The organism is Georgenia sp. AZ-5 (assembly GCF_043952095.1).
Taxonomy (GTDB): Bacteria; Actinomycetota; Actinomycetes; order Actinomycetales; family Actinomycetaceae; genus Georgenia.
Map to the genome: position 1 here is coordinate 4,059,464 of NZ_JBINOU010000001.1, position 19,246 is coordinate 4,078,709.

16 protein-coding genes are annotated in these 19,246 nt (G+C 70.9%); 10 read left to right on the forward strand and 6 right to left on the reverse strand.

The annotated features are described in order from the left end of the window. Positions 1-263 precede the first annotated feature (263 nt). The 4 genes from ACF0H8_RS18815 to ACF0H8_RS18830 all read right to left on the reverse strand — a co-directional run bounded on the left by ACF0H8_RS18815 (position 264) and on the right by ACF0H8_RS18830 (position 6,552). On the reverse strand, positions 264-3,683 hold the full coding sequence (locus ACF0H8_RS18815) for a pyruvate carboxylase (protein ID WP_395290375.1): 3,420 nt from the start codon (positions 3,681-3,683) through the stop codon (positions 264-266). 99 nt (positions 3,684-3,782) lie between these two features. After that, the gene (locus tag ACF0H8_RS18820; protein WP_395290376.1) at positions 3,783-4,709 is read right to left on the reverse strand and encodes a cytochrome b/b6 domain-containing protein; all 927 of its coding nucleotides are present in this window, start codon (positions 4,707-4,709) and stop codon (positions 3,783-3,785) included. Between the two features lie 46 nt (positions 4,710-4,755). Next, complete coding sequence (locus ACF0H8_RS18825; protein ID WP_395290377.1) at positions 4,756-5,754, reverse strand: electron transfer flavoprotein subunit alpha/FixB family protein; 999 nt, start codon at positions 5,752-5,754, stop codon at positions 4,756-4,758. An 18-nt stretch (positions 5,755-5,772) separates the two neighbouring features. Beyond that, complete coding sequence (locus ACF0H8_RS18830; RefSeq protein WP_395290378.1) at positions 5,773-6,552, reverse strand: electron transfer flavoprotein subunit beta/FixA family protein; 780 nt, start codon at positions 6,550-6,552, stop codon at positions 5,773-5,775. Positions 6,553-7,006: 454 nt separating this feature from the next. On the opposite strand from ACF0H8_RS18830, the gene ACF0H8_RS18835 reads away from it, so the two are divergent. From ACF0H8_RS18835 to ACF0H8_RS18855, 5 genes are all read left to right on the forward strand, one after another. Continuing rightward, on the forward strand, positions 7,007-7,840 hold the full coding sequence (locus ACF0H8_RS18835) for a CoA transferase subunit A (protein WP_395290379.1): 834 nt from the start codon (positions 7,007-7,009) through the stop codon (positions 7,838-7,840). Then, entirely contained in the window at positions 7,840-8,502 is a 663-nt protein-coding gene (locus ACF0H8_RS18840) for a CoA transferase subunit B (RefSeq protein ID WP_395290380.1), read from the forward strand. Before ACF0H8_RS18835 ends, ACF0H8_RS18840 begins: the two co-directional genes overlap by 1 nt. 58 nt (positions 8,503-8,560) lie before the next feature. Next, on the forward strand, positions 8,561-9,781 hold the full coding sequence (locus ACF0H8_RS18845; RefSeq protein ID WP_395290381.1) for an acetyl-CoA C-acetyltransferase: 1,221 nt from the start codon (positions 8,561-8,563) through the stop codon (positions 9,779-9,781). Positions 9,782-9,822: 41 nt separating this feature from the next. Then, on the forward strand, positions 9,823-10,995 hold the full coding sequence (locus ACF0H8_RS18850) for an acyl-CoA dehydrogenase family protein (RefSeq protein WP_395290382.1): 1,173 nt from the start codon (positions 9,823-9,825) through the stop codon (positions 10,993-10,995). A 135-nt stretch (positions 10,996-11,130) separates the two neighbouring features. After that, a complete protein-coding gene (locus ACF0H8_RS18855) occupies positions 11,131-11,658 on the forward strand; it encodes an HtaA domain-containing protein (protein WP_395290383.1) in 528 nt (175 codons plus the stop codon). A 34-nt stretch (positions 11,659-11,692) separates the two neighbouring features. On the opposite strand, the gene ACF0H8_RS18860 is transcribed toward ACF0H8_RS18855, so the two are convergent. Then, positions 11,693-12,301 (reverse strand): TetR/AcrR family transcriptional regulator, encoded by a 609-nt coding sequence (locus ACF0H8_RS18860; protein WP_395290384.1) that lies wholly within the window; start codon positions 12,299-12,301, stop codon positions 11,693-11,695. Positions 12,302-12,382: 81 nt separating this feature from the next. Between ACF0H8_RS18860 and ACF0H8_RS18865 the strand changes: the two genes are divergently transcribed. From ACF0H8_RS18865 to ACF0H8_RS18885, 5 genes are read left to right on the forward strand one after another with little or no spacing between them, the layout of a single operon-like run. Then, positions 12,383-13,984: a carboxyl transferase domain-containing protein gene (locus ACF0H8_RS18865; protein ID WP_395290385.1), complete on the forward strand. Its 1,602-nt coding sequence runs from the start codon at positions 12,383-12,385 to the stop codon at positions 13,982-13,984. A 7-nt stretch (positions 13,985-13,991) separates the two neighbouring features. Beyond that, positions 13,992-15,944, forward strand: coding sequence for an acetyl/propionyl/methylcrotonyl-CoA carboxylase subunit alpha (locus ACF0H8_RS18870; RefSeq protein WP_395290386.1), 1,953 nt, complete (start codon positions 13,992-13,994; stop codon positions 15,942-15,944). Then, positions 15,944-16,891 (forward strand): hydroxymethylglutaryl-CoA lyase, encoded by a 948-nt coding sequence (locus tag ACF0H8_RS18875; RefSeq protein ID WP_395290387.1) that lies wholly within the window; start codon positions 15,944-15,946, stop codon positions 16,889-16,891. Before ACF0H8_RS18870 ends, ACF0H8_RS18875 begins: the two co-directional genes overlap by 1 nt. A 3-nt stretch (positions 16,892-16,894) precedes the next feature. Further along, positions 16,895-17,674, forward strand: coding sequence for an enoyl-CoA hydratase/isomerase family protein (locus ACF0H8_RS18880; protein ID WP_395290388.1), 780 nt, complete (start codon positions 16,895-16,897; stop codon positions 17,672-17,674). A 40-nt stretch (positions 17,675-17,714) separates the two neighbouring features. Further along, positions 17,715-18,320, forward strand: a complete 606-nt coding sequence (locus tag ACF0H8_RS18885) for a biotin transporter BioY (RefSeq protein WP_395290389.1) — start codon at positions 17,715-17,717, stop codon at positions 18,318-18,320. A gap of 36 nt (positions 18,321-18,356) precedes the next feature. Here the strand turns inward: ACF0H8_RS18885 and ACF0H8_RS18890 are convergent, their stop codons facing one another. Beyond that, a complete protein-coding gene (locus ACF0H8_RS18890; protein WP_395290390.1) occupies positions 18,357-19,154 on the reverse strand; it encodes a crotonase/enoyl-CoA hydratase family protein in 798 nt (265 codons plus the stop codon). Between the last annotated feature and the right edge of the window lie 92 nt (positions 19,155-19,246).

Sequence of the window (19,246 nt, forward strand, 5' to 3'; positions counted from 1 at the left end):
AACGGGACCCGACCCGGTTGCCGAGCCTTGGAGAGTCCCCGGCTGGGTGCGGTTCGAGCCCGCACCACACCCGTGCGAGGCGATGGCCGACAAGGCTCCTCCAGGCCATCCGGGCGCTGCTGCGCCGTCGCGGCATTCAGGCCGGCATACGCGAACCGCTCGGCCGGCGACATGTGCTGGAACATCGGCAGGTGTGTGTCAACCGGTCAACGGCGGAGCGAGCCGATCTGGCTGGTGCGCGAAGCAGCCCTCATGCGCGAACCTCAAGTCGCCACCGTGTCGGGCTCGATCACGCAGATCAGGTCGCCGCCACCGACGTCCTGGCGTGTGGCCACAGCGAGCCGCACCACCCGGCCGGCGAGCGGTGCGGTGATGGCGGCCTCCATCTTCATCGCCTCGATGGTCGCCACCTGGTCTCCGCGCGCCACGCGGTCCCCCTCCGCCACCCGGAGGGTCACGGCGCCGGAGTAGGGCGCCGCGATCTCGCCGGTGACGTTCTTGTCGGCCTTCTCGGCGCTGCGAGCCACCGCCGCGACGCCACGGTCGCGGACGTATACCGGCCGCAGATGGCCGTGCAGCGTGGCCATGACCGTGCGCACACCGTGGTCGTCGGGCTCGCCGACTGCTTCGAGGCCGATGTGGAGCTGAACGCCCCGGTCGATCTCGACGACGTGCTCCTTGTCGACCTGCAGCCCGTAGAGATAGTCAAGCGTCTCGACGACGGACAGATCCCCGAACCGCTCGCGATTCTCCTCGAACATCCGGGCCGGCCGGGGGAACAGGAGGCGGTTGAGCGTCACCCGCCGCTCGGTTCCACTGGCTGCGAGGGCGGCCGCCTGGTCGTCCGTCAGCCGCCGCACGGCCAGGTCCGGCGCCCTGCCGTGGAGCACCCGTGTGCGGAACGGTTCAGGCCAGCCGCCCGGGAGCTCGCCGAGCTCGCCCGCCATGAACCGGATCACGGAGTCGGGGATGTCGTACGCCCCGGGGTCCGCCGCGAACGCGGCCGGGTCGGCGCGGGTCGCGGCGAGCTGGAGCGCCAGGTCCCCGACGACCTTCGAGGACGGGGTCACCTTGGGGATCCGCCCGAGTATCCGGTCGGCCGCGGCGTACATCTCCTCGATGAGTTCGAAGTCCTCCGCCAGGCCCATCGCGATCGCCTGCTGGCGCAGGTTCGACAGCTGCCCCCCGGGGATCTCGTGCGCGTAGACCCTGCCGGTCGGCGCGGGTAGGCCGGACTCGAAGGGCCGGTACGTCTGGCGCACCGCCTCCCAGTACGGCTCCACGTCACCCACCGCGGAGAGCGAGAGGCCGGTGTCCCGGTCGGTGTGCGCTAGCGCGGCGACCAGCGCCGAGGCTGCGGGCTGGCTCGTCGTTCCGGCGAGCGGGGCGCTGGCGACGTCGACTGCGTCGACGCCTGCCTCGCTCGCAGCGAGGAGGGTGCCGAGCTGGCCTCCAGCGGTGTCGTGCGTGTGCAGGTGGACCGGCAGGTCGAACCGCTCGCGGAGTGCGCGCACGAGTTTCGACGCCGCGGCCGGGCGCAGCAGGCCGGCCATGTCCTTGATGGCCAGCACGTGGGCGCCGCCATTGCTGATCGTCTCAGCGAGCGTCATGTAGTAGTCGAGCGTGTAGAGGCGCTCCGCCGGGTCGAGGAGATTGCCGGTGTAGCACAGCGCGACCTCGGCCACCCCCGTCCCGGTCTCGAGCACGGCGTCGATCGCCGGGCGCATCTGCTCGACGTCGTTAAGAGCGTCGAAGATCCGGAAGATGTCGACGCCGGTGGCGGCGGCCTCCTCGACGAAGGCGCGCGTGACGACCTCGGCGTATGGGGTGTACCCCACAGTGTTCCGGCCACGCAGCAGCATCTGCAGCGCGATGTTCGGCATCGCCTCACGCAGGGCGGCGAGCCGCTCCCACGGGTCCTCACCCAGGAAACGCAAGGCGACGTCGTAGGTCGCGCCGCCCCAAGCCTCCACGGAAAGCAGCTGAGGCGTCAGGCGTGACACGTAGGGCGCCACCGCAACCAGGTCACGAGTCCGCACCCGGGTGGCGAGGAGGGACTGATGAGCGTCCCGGAACGTCGTGTCGGTGACGGCGAGCGCGCGTTGCCGGCGCAGCTCCTGCGCGAAGCCGGCCGGGCCCAGCACGGCCAGGCGCTCGCGCGAGCCGGGCGGCGGTGGCGCACCGAGGTCCACGCCCGCGGGCAGCTTGTCCTGCGCGGTGGCCACTCCCGGCCGGGGCCCGTGCGGCTGATTGACCGTCACGTCCACGAGCCAGGCGAGCACCTTGGTGGCACGGTCCTGCGGCTTTCGCGCGGTCAACAGATGGGGGCGCTCCTCGATGAACCGGGTGCTCAGGTCACCGGACACGAGCGCCGGCTCGTCCAGTACGGCCTGGAGGAACGGGATGTTCGTCGCCACGCCGCGGATCCTGAACTCCGCCAGCGCACGACGCGAGCGTCCGACCGCCGTCGGGAAGTCCCGGCCGCGACAGGTGAGCTTGGTGAGCATGGAGTCGAAATACGGGGTGATCTGCGTCCCCGTGTGCACCGTTCCGCCGTCGATACGGATGCCGGCGCCGCCCGGAGAGCGGTAGGTGGTGATGCGGCCGGTGTCGGGACGGAAGTCGGCGGTGGGGTCCTCGGTGGTGATGCGGCACTGCAGCGCAGCGCCGCGCAGCCGGATGCTCTCCTGCCGCAGTCCGAGATCGGCCAGGGACTCACCGGCGGCGATGCGCATCTGCGCTTGCACCAGGTCTGTGTCGGTCACCTCCTCGGTGACTGTGTGCTCGACCTGGATGCGCGGGTTCATCTCGATGAAGACGTGCTGCCCCGCGCGTGGCCCCTCGGTCTCGACGAGGAACTCCACCGTTCCGGCGTTGGAGTACCCGACGGCGCGAGTGAAGGCGACGGCGTCGGCGTGCAGGCGCTGCCGTACCGCGTCGTCGAGGTTGGGCGCCGGGGCGATCTCGATGACCTTCTGGTGACGGCGCTGGATCGAGCAGTCCCGTGTGAAGAGGTGCACGACGTCGCCGTGGTGATCGGCGAGGATCTGGACCTCGATGTGCCTCGGCCGCAGGACCGCCTCCTCGAGGAACATGGTCGGGTCGCCGAACGCCGTGCCGGCCTCCCGCATGGCGTGTTCGAGCGCCGGACGCAGTTCCTCCAGCGTCTCGATCCGCCGCATGCCGCGCCCGCCGCCGCCCGCGACGGCCTTGGCGAAGAGCGGGAAGTCCAGCTTCTCGGCCGCGGCGACCAGCTCGTCGAGGTCTGCCCACGCAGGCGTGGAGCGCAGCACAGGAATCCCGGCCGCGGCGGCGTGCTCCTTGGCGGCGACCTTGTGGCCTGTCCGTTCCAGCACGTCCGCCGAGGGGCCGATGAACACCAGACCCGCCGCCCGAGCCGCCCGGGCCAGCGCCGGGTTCTCCGAGAGGAAGCCATAGCCGGGGTAGATCGCCTCTACCCCGGCTTCCACGGCGACCCGGACGACCTCGGCGACGTCGAGATAGGCCGCCACGGGCTGGCCCCGCGTGCCGATCTCGTAGGCCTCGTCGGCCTTCTGCCGGTGCAGCGAGCCGCGGTCCTCGTAGGGGTACACCGCGACCGTGCGGGCGCCGAGCTCGTAGGCCGCCCGGAAGGCGCGGATAGCGATCTCGCCCCGGTTGGCCACCAGGATTTTGCTGAACATGGTCCTCCTCGCTGCGGAAGATGTGCGTTTACGTCGCGGGGCAGTTCGGAGCGACAATCGCCGAAGCTGCAGGCGGCGGCGTGCGCCGCCCAGCGCAGATCAGCGCCGGGAGACCTTGCCCGTGAGCGAGGCGACCGAGTTCAGGATCACGGGCCGTGCCGCGACCCAGGCCACGATGATGACCACAAGCGAGGCGGCGAAGTACCAGAAGCCGACCCAACTGGCGTCGTCGCGCGCGCCGTACATGTGGTTGAGGTTGCGCAGGGCTCCGGTGGCGAGCACCAACGTCACGTGGGCGACGATGAAGAGCACGAAGTAGATCATCACCGGGAAGTGCAGCTTGCGGGCGAGCTCGAGCGGGAACACGCGGCTGGCCCGCGTCCAGTCCTTCGACCAGGCCCCGGACATGCGCAGCCCGGTGATCGCCGCCAACGGGGCGGCGACGAAGACCGTCACGAAGTAGGCGAGGAGCTGCAGGGAGTTGTAGTTCACCCAGCCGTTCTCCGTCGGCCAGTCCAGGGAGAGGTACTGGATGGCGACGGAGACCGCGTTCGGGAACACGTCCCAGCTCGTGGGCACGATCCGCACCCACTGGCCCGTCGCGAAGAGCAGGACGGCGAACACGAGCCCGTTGAGCAGCCACAGCGCGTCGAGGCTGAGGTGGAGCCACAGGTTCAGGCTGATCTTCGTCGGCGGCCGCTTCGTCCTGATCGGGCCGGAGTTGTTCCTGGTCCAGTACGCGGGCGGCTTGGCCTGCGTGCGCACCAGCCATCCCGACCGGATGATGAGCACCATCAGGAAGACGTTGAAGAAGTGCTGCCACCCGAGCCAGGCGGGGAAGCCGACCGGTGCGCTCTCCGGGAGCTCCGTCTCACCGGGGTAGTCCTGGATGAACGACGCCACGGCCGGCACCTCGCGAAGCCACCGGGCGACGAGGACGGCCACGAAGAGCAGCACGAGACCACCGACGACCGCGACGGCCAGCCTGGCGATCCGGTTCTGTTTGACATCAGCGAGAGCGGACATGGGTTGTGGTTACCTCGTCACGGGGATTCTGGAGCGCACGGCTGGTTCACGCGAGGGTGGCTGCGCTCGACTGTGCCGGCCGACGGCTGTTCTCGATGGACTCGATCAGCTGCGGCACGACCTTGAACACGTCCCCCACCACACCGAAGTCGGCGATCTCGAAGATCGGGGCGTCCGGGTCCTTGTTGATGGCGACGATGGTCTTCGCCGTCTGCATGCCCGCCCTGTGCTGGATCGCGCCGGAGATGCCCAGTGCGACGTAGAGGTCCGGCGAGACGGTAGTACCTGTCTGTCCCACCTGGGCGGCCTGGGCGATGAAGCCGGAGTCGACGGCGGCCCGCGACGCCCCCACTGCTGCCCCGAGAGCGTCGGCAAGCTGTTCCACCAGGGCGAAGTTCTCCTCGGAGCCAAGCCCGCGCCCGCCGGAGACGACCCGTGCGGCGCCGCGGAGGTCCGGCCGATCTGAAGATGCCGCAACGCCGTGAACGGCGTCGATGACCGCGCCGACGCCGGCCTCGGCGCGCACGGTCGTCACCTCGGGCGTCGCCGGCGCCGTCTGTCCGTCGATCGCGCCGTGCCTGACGGTGATCACGGCCAGCCCGTTCTCGACGGTCGACTGGACGGTGTAGGCGCCACCGAAGACGGAGTGGGTAACGATGAGGCGGCCCTCGTCATACCGGACGTCGACGGCGTCCACCGCCACGCCGGCCCGGATCCGTACCGCGAGCCTGGCCGCGGCCTCGCGCCCGTCCACCGAGTGCGGCACGAGGACGACCTCGGGCTGATACTGAGCGACGGCGACCTCGAGCGCCGTGACGAGCGGCGTCACCAGGCCGACGGCGGCGTCATCGCTCTCGACCACGAACACCTGGGCAGCGCCGAGGCTCCCCAGCTCAGTGGCGAGGTCGTCCGTACTGGCACCCGGCGCCACGCTGACAACGGCGACGGGCATGCCGAGACGGGCCGCGGCAGTGATGAGCGAGGCCGCTGAGCCGCTGATGCCCTGCTCCGGGCCGTGCTCAATGAGGGTTAGAACGTGAGACACGATAAGAGGTCCTCTCCGTCAGATCAGGTTGGCCGAGGTGAGGAACTTCGCCAGTTCCGCCCCTGCGTGACCGTCGTCGACAATCTTGGTCCCACCTGTGCGCGCCGGGCGTTCGACCGCCGACACGACGGTGGACCGCGCCGCCTCGGCTCCCGCCGCCATGGCGTCGACGCTCACGTCGTGGACACACAACACCTGCAGGGGCTTTTTCTTGGCCTTCATGATCCCCCGGAAGTTCGGGAAGCGTGGCTCCGGGGCACGCTCGGTCACGGAGATGACCGCGGGCAGCGACGCGTGAACATCGGCCGCTCCGCTCTCGGTCCCGCGCTGCCCGCGCACGCCCTCCGCGGTGATCTCGACCGAGTTGAGGTGGGTGGCGTGAGGCACGCCCAGGTGCTCGGCGATCATGGCCGGCACCACCCCGCCGCGGCCGTCGGTCGCCTCGTTCCCCGCGATGACGAGGTCGAACCCGACCTCCTTGACCGCTGCGGCGAGCACCTCCGCGGTCCAGCCCAGGTCCGCTCCGGCCAGCGCGTCGTCGAGGATGTGCACGGCTGAGTCGGCGCCCATCGCCAGTCCCTTGCGCAGGACGTCGACGGCGCTCCCCGGTCCCATCGTGATCACGACGACATGGGCATCGTGGTCGTCCTTGTAGGCGAGGGCTGCCTCGAGTGCACGCTCGCCGACCTCGTCGATGACCGCGTCGCTCGCGCTGCGGTCAACGACCCCCCTCGCCGGATCGAGCTTGCGCTCGCCCCAGGTGTCGGGGACCTGTTTCACCAGTACGACGATCCTCATCGCCAGCCCTCCTGCAACGTCCTCGTTGGGATTGTGATCTCCGACCGCCGTCAGCCGACGGACCTGGCCGCCTGGTTGGCGGCGTGCTCACCCTGCGTGCGTCTCACGTCCCGCACGCGTGGCCAGGTGTGCGAACTCGCCCGGCCGGTCGCTATGATAACGGTCAGTCGTTGCAATCTACGAAGTTTCGGCGACACGGTCAAGGAGTGCCTGCACCCTGAGACGCGAGCACGGACCGCACGATGCCATACCGGGACACCTCCCCTTCGCGTCGCCCGCAGCCCGGCGGGCCGTAGACAAAACGAGTTAGTGACCGCTAACCTAGCCGTGTTATCGATCGATAACAGGAGCAGCGGAAGTGCCGCTCACCGTGGGCGGCCCCGGCGGCGCCGTACAGGTGCCCGACGCGAACATCGACGGCCGAAGAGCACTGCACCACTGATAGGAGCGAGCAATGAGCGAACGGACGACTGCGACGGCCCGTGCGGGCCTGCACGACCCTGCCGCCGGGCGCGGTCTGGACAAGGTGGTGGGTTCGGCCGCGGAGGCGGTGGCGGACATCGGCGACGGTGCGTCGCTGGCGGTGGGTGGCTTCGGGTTGTCGGGCAACCCGATCGCGCTGATCGAGGCGCTGCTGGCGCAGGGCGCGAGCGGCCTGTCGGTGGTGTCGAACAACTGCGGGGTGGACGACTGGGGGCTGGGGCTGTTGTTGGGGGCGGGGCGGTTGGTGAAGATGACCGCCTCGTATGTGGGGGAGAACAAGGAGTTCGAGCGGCAGTTCCTCTCCGGTGAGCTGGAGGTGGAGCTGACCCCGCAGGGCACGCTGGCGGAGAAGCTGCGCGCCGGGGGGTCGGGGATCGCGGCGTTCTTCACCCCGACCGGGGTGGGCACCCAGGTGGCCGAGGGCGGTCTGCCCCGCAGGTACGACGGCGCGGGCCAGGTGGCGGTGGCGTCCCCGGTCAAGGAGGTGCGCACGTTCGACTTCGCCGGCGGGAGCCGCGACTTCGTGCTGGAGGAGGCGATCACGACCGACTTCGCCCTGGTGCACGCCCTGCGGGGGGACCGGAACGGGAACTTGGTGTTCAACAAGGCGGCCCGGAACTTCTCCCCGTTGGCGGCGATGGCGGGGCGGGTGTGCATCGCCCAGGTCGAGGAGCTGGTCGAGCCGGGAGTGCTGGACCCGGACGCGATCCACCTGCCGGGGATCTTCGTCCACCGGGTGGTCGAGGTCGGGCCCGACATCGAGAAGCGGATCGAGAAGCGCACCGTGCGTGAGCGGAGCAACTGATGGCGTTGTCCAGGCAGGAGATGGCCGCGCGGGCGGCCCTGGAGCTGGCCGACGGGGCTTACGTGAACCTGGGGATCGGGTTGCCGACCCTGGTGCCGAACTACGTCCCGGCCGGCCGGGCCGTGGTGCTGCAGTCGGAGAATGGGATTCTCGGCGTCGGCCCCTACCCGGTGGACGCGGACGTGGACCCGGACCTGATCAACGCCGGCAAGGAGACGGTGACGACCCTGCCGGGGGCGGCGTTCTTCGACTCTGCCCTGTCCTTCGGGATGATCCGGGGCGGGAAGATCGACGTGGCGATCCTGGGCGGCATGCAGGTCTCCGCCGCGGGGGACCTGGCCAACTGGATGATCCCGGGGAAGATGGTCAAGGGCCCGGGCGGGGCGATGGACCTCGTCCACGGCGCCGGGAAGGTCATCGTGCTGATGGAGCACAACGCCAAGAACGGCGACGCGAAGATCGTCAACGAGTGCTCCCTGCCGCTGACCGGGCGGGCGGTGGTGGACCGGATCATCACCGACCTGGCCGTCATCGATGTCACGCCGGAGGGGCTGGTGCTCGTCGAGACCGCCCCCGGGGTGTCCGTGGAGGAGGTCCGGGCCCGCACCGAGCCCGCGTTGCGGGTCGCCGAGGACCTGGTCACCGTGGGGGTGCAGGCATGAGCGCCACCAATTCCACCACCACCACCACGTCGTACCCCGCCAGCGAGGAGACCCACCCGTGAGCATCACCGAGACCACCGCCGTCCCCTCCGAGCAGGCTCCGACCGATGTGGTGATCGTCGGGGCGGCGCGGACCCCGCACGGCAAGCTGCGCGGCCAGCTCGCGTCCTTCGCCGCGACCGAGCTCGGCGCCGCCGCCATCCGCGCCGCGCTCGAGCGGTCCGGGGTGCCGGCCGAGGCGGTCGAGGCGGTGGTCCTTGGGCAGGTGCTGCAGGCCGGGGCCGGGCAGAACCCGGCCCGGCAGGCCGCCATCGGCGCCGGCATCCCGTGGTCCGCGCACACCACCACGGTGAACAAGGTCTGCCTGTCCGGGCTGACCGCGGTCATCGACGCCGCCCGGCTGCTGCGCTCCGGCGAGGCCGAGGTGGTCGTCGCCGGCGGCATGGAGTCGATGACCAACGCCCCGCACCTGCTGCCCGGCTCCCGCGCCGGCCACGCCTACGGCAGCATCGAGCTGCTGGACCACACCGCGCACGACGGCCTCACCGACGCCTTCGACCACGAGGCCATGGGCACCGCCACGGAGCGGTACACCACCGAGAAGTTCCCGCTCACCCGGGAGCAGCAGGACACCGTCGCCGCCGCGTCGCACCAGCGCGCCGCCAAGGCATGGGAGAACGGCCTGCTGGCCGCCGAGGTCGTCCCGCTGACGGTGACCACCCGCAAGGGCGAGACGGTCGTGGACACCGACGAGGGCATCCGGCCCGAGACCACCGTTCAGACCCTGGCCAAGCTGCGGCCCGCGTTCACCCCCGACGGGTCGATCACCGCGGGGAACGCCTCACCGATCTCCGACGGCGCCGCCGCCGTGGTCCTGACCACCCGCCAGGTGGCCCAGGAGCGGGGCTGGACGGTGCTGGCCACCGTACGCGCGGCCGGACAGGTCGCCGGGCCGGACACCTCCCTGCACGCCCAGCCCGCCCGCGCGATCCAGACCGCCCTGAAGCGCCAAGGCTGGGACGCCCACGACCTGGACCTGATCGAGATCAACGAGGCCTTCGGCGCCGTTGTCGCCCAGTCCACCGCCGAGCTCGGCGTCGACCCCGCCAAGGTCAACCCGCACGGCGGCGGCATCGCGATCGGGCACCCGATCGGCGCCTCCGGCGCCCGCCTCGTCGTCCACGCCGCCCACCAGATCGCGTCCGACGGCGCCCAGCGCGCCGCCGTCGCCCTCTGCGGCGGCGGCGGACAGGGCGAAGCCCTCCTCCTGGAGCGGTAAGCAGCACGCTGAATCCCATTGACGTCAGGAAGTAGGAGTACATGTTCGAGTTGTCAGCCGAGCACGAGATGTTCCGGGCGGCGGTGCGCGACTTCGCCGAGTCAGAGATCAGGCCACACAGCGCTCAGTGGGACCAGGAGCACCGGTTCCCGGTCGAGATCGTCCCGAAGATGGGCGAGATGGGCCTGTTCGGCCTGACCGCGCCCGAAGAGTTCGGGGGCGCCGACGGCGACTTCCTCTCGCTGTGCGTCGCCATCGAGGAGCTCGGCCGCGTCGACCAGTCGATCGGCATCACCCTGTCCGCCGGCGTCGGGCTGGGGATCAATCCCATCCTGTCCTTCGGCACCGCCGAGCAGAAGGAGCGGTGGCTGCCGGCGCTGGTCGCCGGTCGCCAGCTCGCCGCGTTCGGCCTCACCGAGCCCGGGGCCGGATCCGACGCCGGCGGTACGCGTACCCGTGCGCGCCGCGAGAACGGCGAGTGGGTGATCAACGGCTCGAAGAGCTTCATCACGAACTCCGGTACCTCCATCACCTCCGTCGTGACGGTGACCGCCCGCACGGGTGAGCAGCCCGATGGCAGCCCGGAGATCAGCGCCATCCTCATGCCCGCCGGAACGCCGGGATTCACCGTCGACCCCGCGTACCACAAGCTCGGATGGCACGCCTCGGACACCCATGGCCTCACGTTCGACGACTGCCGTGTCCCGGCGGAGAACCTCGTCGGGGAGCAGGGCGCCGGGTTCCGACAGTTCCTCCAGATCCTCGACGACGGCCGAGTGGCAATCTCCGCGCTCGCGCTCGGGCTGGCGCAGGCCTGCCTCGAGCTGGCCACCGAGTACGCCAAGACCCGGGTGGCCTTCGGCCGTCCGATCGGCGCGAACCAGGGTGTCGCGTTCCAGGTCGCCGACCTTGCCGTCGCGGTCGAGGCCGCCCGCGCGTTGACCTACAAGGCTGCCTGGCTCAAGGACGAGCGCGATGCCGGCCGCCGTTCGGCCAAGGAGCTCAGCCAGGCCGCCGCCATCGCGAAGCTGTACTCCACCGAGGCCGCCGTCACGGCCACCCGCACTGTCACGCAGATCCTGGGCGGCAACGGCTTCATGGAGGAGTTCCCCGCGGCCCGGTACTACCGCGACGCGAAGATCCTGGAAATCGGCGAGGGCACGTCGGAGATCCAGCGCATGGTCATCGCGCGTGGGCTCGGCCTGCCCCGCTGACCGTGTGGGACCCGCCGTGCCGGCTGGTCCCTGACTTCCCGAGCAGCCGGGGCTCGCGGCATGAGCGAGCCTCGGCTGCTCGCACGTCGATGAGGACCGTGCACACACACAAACCAACCAAGCCGGAGGCTTCCCATGACCGCACAGGACAGCGAGCAGCAGGGCGACGAGCAGCCCGAACAGCTGCCGCCGGGGATGATCTGGGGGGTCAAGCGCTCCTTCGTCCGCTACATTGCGCAACTCATGGACGGCGGGCATTCCGCCACCGCGGGAGCCACCCTCGCCCTGGGCAGCTTGTTCCACTTCGAGCAGGCGGACGGCTCGACCTACGACCCTCACACAGGTACCGGGGCCCTGAGGTTCCGCGGCGAGGTCCGCCTCACCGGCCATTTCGGGATGCTCTCCGTGACGCTCGCCGAGCCCTGGGTCGAGTTCCGCGACGACGGCGCCGTGCTGACCGTCGTCGACCACCGATCGCCGGACGGCGGCATACGCCTCGATCTCGCCACGCTGGAGGCGGGTGCCCCCGCCGAGCCCCAGCCCGGCGTTCATGTGTGGCAGAACGTGCCGGTCACCCTGACGGCGGCGGGTCAGTGGCTGTTCAACGACCAGTACCCCGCGGGACAACAGCTTGACCCGCTCTTCATCGTCCACCGACGCTGAGCGCACCGCACGGCCGGCGGGCACGGGCGGCTGGCTAGCCGCTCCGGCTCAGCGCTCCCGGTGCCAGGAGTGCCCCCAGCGCCATGCTGCGCAAGAGGACGCCGGTGGCCTCACGCCCGAGCCGGGCGCTGTGCGGAGTCGAGTTGATTAATCCGAATGCGGCGTGCGCCGCCGAACGGGCGGTTGGCTCATCGGTGCCTGGGACCGCGGCTCGGATGGCGTCCGCCCAGATCTCCACGTACCCACGCTGCAGCCGGCGCACCTTCCGGCGCTCGGACTCTGCCAGGTTCTCCAAGTCGCGGAACTGAATCGTGATGAGCGCCGGGTTGTCGAGCGCGAACTCGACGTGCCAGTCGACCAGCTTTCGCAGCGTGCCCTCCCCCGGCTCGGTGCCCGCGACCCGCTCCTGCGCGACCCGCAGCAGCCTCTCGCTGATGCCCACCAGCATCTCGGCGAGTACGGCTTCCTTGTTGGCGAAGTGCCGGTACAGGGCCGGCCCGGAAATGCCCACGGCCCCGCCGATGTCGTAGATCGAGACTCCACGGAACCCGTGCTGGGCAAAGAGCTCCGCAGCGGCGTCCAGAATCTGCTGGCGGCGGGGGGCGATGGGGCCTGTCTTGGGGCCCGCAGCGGTCGACGGCATACCCGCATAGTAGACGCGCGCGTTAGCAAGTGCTAACGTCTCAAACCGTTATCGTTCGCTAACTAGCACCAAGGAGCCGTCATGGCCGACGGGCACCAGCCGGCGAGGAGCCTGGCCGAGCAGCAGCCGGCGACCAGCCTGGCCGAGCTCGCCGCAGAACTTCGCGAGCGCCTCGTCCACGTCCGCGAGGGCGGCAGCCCGCAGGCGCGGGAGCGGCACGTCGCGCGTGGCAAGCTGCTGGCCCGAGACCGGGTGGATCGGCTCCTCGACCCGGGCTCCCCCTTCCTCGAGCTGTCCCCCCTGGCTGCGGACGGCATGTACGGCGGGGAGGTGCCCTCCGCCGGGATCATCACCGGGGTGGGCCGGATCGCGGGGCGCGAGTGCGCCATCGTCGCGAACGACGCCACCGTCAAGGGCGGGACCTACTACCCGATCACCGTGAAGAAGCATCTACGCGCCCAGCAGGTGGCGGCAGAGAACCGCCTGCCGTGCGTCTACCTCGTGGACTCCGGCGGCGCCTTCCTGCCGATGCAGGACGAGGTCTTCCCCGACCGGGAGCACTTCGGCCGCATCTTCTTCAACCAGGCCCGTCTCTCCGGCGCCGGAATCCCGCAGCTGGCTGCCGTCATGGGCTCGTGCACGGCCGGCGGCGCCTACGTGCCGGCGATGTCGGACGAGACGGTCATCGTGCGCGAGCAGGGCACGATCTTCCTCGGCGGCCCGCCGCTGGTGAAGGCGGCAACGGGCGAGGTGGTCACGGCCGAGGAGCTCGGCGGTGGCGACGTCCACGCCCGCAAGTCAGGCGTGGTCGACCACCTGGCCGCCGATGACGAGGAGGCGTTGGCGATGCTGCGCTCGATCGTTGCCACGATCGAGCGGCCGGCGGCACCCTCGCTGCATCAAGCTCCCCCGGAGGAGCCGCTGGAGGATCCCGCAGGCCTGTACGACGTCGTCCCCGCGGACCTCCGTACTCCCTACGACGTGCGTGAAGTCATCCGCCGAGTCGTGGACGCCTCCCGCCTGGAGGAGTTCAAACCCCTGTACGGCGAGACGCTCGTATGCGGTTTCGCCCGCATCTGGGGCTATCCGGTGGGCATCGTCGCCAACAACGGCATCCTCTTCAGCGAGTCCGCCCTCAAGGGCGCCCACTTCGTGCAGCTGTGCAACCAGCGCGGCATCCCCTTGGTGTTTCTGCAGAACATCTCCGGCTTCATGGTCGGCAAGGACTACGAGACCGGCGGGATCGCCAAGGACGGGGCGAAGCTGGTCACCGCCGTCGCCTGCTCAGTAGTCCCCAAGTTCACCGTCGTCATCGGCGGGTCCTTCGGGGCCGGAAACTACGGCATGAACGGCCGCGCGTACGATCCACGGTTCATGTGGATGTGGCCGAATGCTCGAATCTCCGTCATGGGAGGCGAGCAGGCGGCCGCGGTCCTGGCCACGGTCCGCCGCGACGGGCTCGAACGTGCCGGCAAGACGTGGTCGGCGCAGGAGGAGGAGGAGTTCAAGGCGCCGATCCTCGAGCAGTACGAGCGGCAGGGGTCGCCCTACTACTCCACCGCCCGTTTGTGGGACGACGGCATCATCGACCCGGTCGACACCCGCCGCGTCCTCGGCATGGCGCTCGCCACGGCCGCCAACGCGCCGCTGCCCGAGCCCTCCTACGGAATCTTCAGGATGTGACGTCGCCATGACCTTCGGCACACTGCTTGTCGCCAACCGGGGCGAGATCGCGGTCCGGGTCCTGCGGGCCGCGCGCGCCGCCGGACTGCGCACCGTCGCCGTCTACTCCGACGCCGACCGTGACGCGCCGCACGTGCGCGAGGCGGACACGGCGGTCCGGTTGGGCCCGGCCCCGGCCGCCGAGTCGTACCTGTCCGTTGCCGCGCTCCTGGAAGCCGCCCGGGTGTCGGGCGCGGACGCCGTCCACCCCGGCTACGGCTTCCTGTCCGAGAACGCCGCCTTCGCGCGCGCGGTGACCGACGCGGGGCTGACCTGGGTCGGCCCCCCGCCCGCCGTCGTCGACCTCATGGGCCGCAAGGACGAGGCGCGACGCGTGGCCGTGGCGGCCGGAGTGCCCGTCGTCCCCGCCGCCGAAGGCAGCGATGACGTCGAGCTCGCGCGCCGCGCGGTCGAAGAGATCGGGCTGCCGCTGCTCGTCAAGGCCGCCGCGGGCGGCGGCGGCAAGGGCATGCGCATCGTGCGCGACGCCCAGGACATCCCGGCCGCGCTCGCCGCCGCCAGGCGTGAGGCCCGCTCGGCGTTCAGCGACGACACGCTCCTGGTCGAGCGTTACGTCGAGAACGGACTTCACATCGAAGTTCAGGTCATCGCCGACACACACGGCAACGTGCTGCACCTGCTCGAGCGTGACTGCTCGGTCCAGCGCCGTCACCAGAAGGTGGTCGAGGAGGCCCCCGCCCCGACGATCTCCGCCGCGGTGCGCCAGATCGTGACCGAGTCCGCCGTGCGGTTGGCAGGACGGGTGGGATACGTCGGCGCCGGGACGGTGGAGTTCCTCGTCGCCGGTGAGGAGGTGTTCTTCCTCGAGATGAACACCCGCCTGCAGGTGGAGCACCCTGTGACCGAGGCGATCACCGGGCTGGACCTCGTCGAGCTCCAGTTGCTCGTGGCCCGTGGAGAGATGCTGCCCATCGCGCAGGAGGACGTCCAGGCACGCGGCCACGCCATCGAGGCCCGGGTCTACGCCGAGGATCCCGATGCAGGCTTCCTCCCGCAGGCCGGCGTGGCCACCACCGTGCGGTGGACCCAGCGCGCGCGCATCGACGCCGCGCTGGAGCCCGGCCAGGAGGTGACCACCTGGTACGACCCGATGCTCGGCAAGATCATCGTCCACGGCACCACCCGTGAGGCGGCCCGGCGGGCGCTCGTGGCGGCGATCGACGACACCGCCGTCATCGGCGTCACCACCAACCTCGGCTTCCTGCGTCGCCTCGTCGACTCTGATTCCTTCCGTGACTCGAATATTCACACCGCCTGGCTAGACGCCCGACCCGACGCGTTTCCGCGCGAAGACCCTGATGTGGCCGCGTGCGCGGCAGGGTGGGTGCTGGCGGAGCAGCAACGCCGCAGCGACAGCTCCCACCCGTTCGGGTGCGCGGACGGGTGGCGCCTCGCCGGCCCTCCCGCCCCGATCGTGCTGGACCTGGACCGTGACGGCACCCAGGAGTGGTGCCACGTCGACCTCGAGGCCGGGGAAGTCCGGATGGGCGAGCGGTCCTGGCAGGTCCATCCGCTGGCGGCCCCCGCCGGGCACCTCCGTCTGGAGATCGACGGTCTCGTCGACGAGTTCACCACCGAAGTCGCGGCGGGCGAGGTGACCGTGGTCCACCACGGCGACGCCTACACATTCCGGGTGCGCGAGGCGTTCGGGGCCGCCACCGACGTCGCCGGGGACGGCAACGTCACCGCCCCCATGCCCGGGCTGGTGCAGAGCCTCACCGTGGCCCCGGGGCAGGCGGTGCTCACCGGCGACGTCCTGGGCGTGCTCGAGGCGATGAAGATGGAGGTCGCCATCAAGGCGCCGCTGGACGGCGTCGTCGCCAGCATCGGCGTGGCTGCCGGGGAGCACGTCAAGCTCGGTCAAACCCTGTTCGTCGTCGCCGAAGGGAGCACGGACTGATGGGGATCCCCACCTACGCCCCCCACCCCGTGCCGGGGCTACCGGCACGGGTGCGCATCTACGAGGTCGGCCCACGCGACGGCCTCCAGAACGAGGCGGCCGTCGTGCCCGCCGAGGTCAAGGTCGAGTTCATCGAACGGCTCGTCGCGGCAGGCCTACGCACCGTGGAGACCACCAGCTTCGTACACCCCCGCTGGGTCCCGCAGCTCGCCGACGCCGCGGAGGTGCTGGCCCGGCTCGCCCCTGCACCGGGGGTGCGTTTCCCGGTCCTCGTGCCCAACGAGCGCGGCCTGGACCGCGCCCTGGAGGCCGGCGTGCAGGAGATCGCCGTGTTCGGCAGCGTCACCGAGACCTTCGCCCGGAAGAACCTCAACCGCACGGTCGACGAGTCCCTGGACATGTTCGCCCCGGTTGTCGCGCGCGCCCGGGAGGAGGGACTCCAGGTGCGGGCGTACCTGTCCATGTGCTTCGGCGACCCGTGGGAGGGCAGCGTCCCGGTCGAGCGCGTGGTCGACGTGGCCGCCCGAATCATGAGCCTTGGCGCCACCGAACTCTCACTGGGCGACACGATCGGCGTCGCCACGCCCGGCCACGTGACTGCGCTCATCACCTCACTGACTGAGGCGGGCATCGCGGCGGACGACCTCGCGGTGCACTTCCACGACACCTACGGCCAGGCGCTCGCGAACACGCTCGCCGCGCTCGGCAGCGGGGTCTCCACGGTCGACGCCGCGGCCGGCGGACTCGGTGGCTGTCCGTACGCCAAGAGTGCCACGGGCAACCTCTCCACCGAGGACCTCGTCTGGCAGCTCCACGGCCTTGGCATCGAGACCGGCGTGGATCTGTCCGCGCTGGTGAGCACCAGCGTGTGGATGGCCGAGCAGCTCGGCCGGCCGAGCCCCTCCCGGGTGGTCCAGGCCCTCGCCAAAGAACTGACGGAGGTTTGACCGTTGTCGTTCGTCAACGTGGAAATCAAGGACGGGCACTGGGCGGAGATCCAGCTCGACCGTCCCGAGGCGCACAACGCCATCAGCACCGCCATGGCCGAGGACCTCGTCGCGGCCTGTGCGCGCGTGGCGTCCGAGCCCGGGGTGCGGGCGGTGGTGATCAGCTCAACCGGGGAGAAGTCGTTCTGCGTGGGCGCCGACCTGAAGGAGCGTAACTCCTTCTCCGACGCCCAGCTCCTGCAGCAGCGGCTCGTCTTCCGGCAGGCCTTCGGCGCGGTGCGACAGCTCCCGGTGCCGAGCATTGCTGCGGTGCACGGCTTCGCGCTCGGCGGCGGGCTCGAGATCGCCCTGTCCTGCGACCTCATCGTGGCCGACGAGACCGCCGTGCTCGGGCTGCCCGAGGTGCGCGTCGGCCTGGTCCCCGGTGGCGGCGGCACGCAACTGCTTTCGCGCCGCATCGGCCCTTCGGCCGCCGCCGACCTCATCTTCACCGCGCGGCAGGTCCGGATCGACGAGGCCGAGGCGCTCGGCCTGGTGAACCGCCGGGTGTCCGCCGGCCAGGACCGTTCGGCCGCAGCCGAACTCGCGGCACAGATCGCCGTGAACTCCCCCGTGGGCCTGCGCAACGCCAAGCACGCCCTGGTCGCCGGACCAGAGGTCCATCTGGACGCCGGTCTGGACATCGAGGACGGGGCCTGGCGCGCCACGGCGTTCTCCGGCGACCGCCACGAGGGCATTGCCGCATTCAACGAAAAGCGCGTGCCGGCCTGGCCGGGTGCCTGACTAACCTTCATCACGTTGTGTCCGATTTCTTGGAGAAACTATGAGCGTCACTGCTAGCAGCCTGTCCCGCCCCGTCCTGGGCGATCTCCTCGCCGCCTCCCGGGTGCGCGACGTCGCCACCGCCCGGGTGCGCGATGCCGCGCTCGTCGTCGGTGGCGCCGCCACCGTGGCGCTCGTGGGCCAGGTCGCCATCCCGCTGCCGTTCACGCCGGTCCCGCTGACCTTGGGCACGTTCGCGGTGCTCCTGGTCGGTAGTGCGCTCGGCCCGGTCCGCGCGCTGGCGTCCCTCACGCTGTTCCTCCTCGCCGCCGTTACCGGGGTGCCCGTGCTGGCGGGCTGGGAGTCCGGGTGGGCGCTGGCCTCCTTCGGCTACGCGCTCGGCTATCTGCCGGTGGCGGTGCTGGCCGGCTGGCTCGCCCGCCGTGGCGCGGACCGCTCCGTCTGGCGTACGGCGCTCGGCACGCTGGCGGCGGCTGCCGTCGTGTACGCCGTGGGCGTGCCGTGGCTCATGGAGTTCACCGGGATGACGTTCACCCAGGCACTCGCCCTCGGGGTGGCGCCGTTCCTCGTCGGGGACGCCATCAAGGCCGTGGCCGCAGCCACGCTGCTGCCGGCCACCTGGCGGTTGCTCGGCGAGCGGGGCTGACCCGCTGCGGCTGCCCGCGCCGGCCGCTCCACCGGGTTACTGCCCGGTGTAGCGGCCGGTTCGCTTTTCCAGCAGGGCGGCGACCGCCTCCTCGTGATCCGCGGCCTGATGCGCGACCGCCTGGAACGCGGCGGTGAGCTCGAGGAAGGAGTCGAGCGAGTGGTGCGGGGCCTCGCGCAGCAGCTTCTTGGTCATGCGGACGGCGTGGGGCGGGTTGGCGGCCAGGCGGGCGGCCAGATCGAGCGCCGTCGGCAGGAGATCGTCGGGCTCGACCACCCGGGAGATCAGCCCCCACTCCACCGCCTGCTCGGCCCCGACCGGCTCGCCCAGCAGGGCCATCTCCGCCGCGCGTGCGGCGCCGACGATCCGCGGCAGGAACCAGGCCCCGCCGTCGCCCGGGACGAGCCCGAGCCGGACGAAGCTCTCGGCGAAGAAGGCCTTCGGGGTCGCGATGCGGAGGTCGCACATGAGCGCGAGGTCGCAGCCCGCCCCCACGGCCGGGCCGTTCACGGCGGCGACCACCGGAACCTCCAGCGCGTGCATCGCCCGCGGGATCCGTTGGATGTTGTCGCGGTACGACTCCCGCAGAGCCGGGGCGCTGCCGGCGAACATCCCCGAGCGGGACGCCATCTCCTTGACGTTGCCACCCGCGGAGAAGGCCGGGCCCGCGCCAGTGAGCACCACCGCCCGGACGTCAGGATCACGGCTGGCCTCGCGGGCTGCCGTCTCGAGTGCGCCGATGACCGCGGGATCAGAAATCGGGTTGCGCTGCTCGGGAAGGTTGAGGGTCCACGTCTGGACGTGCTCGCGTTGCTCGACGAGCAAAGGGGACATGAGGACACCTCCCGGCGCCCGGTCCCGGCAACGCACCGGCGCCAGGCGCGCACTCTAGGATGAGACGTTAGCGATCGCTAACGTAACACGCG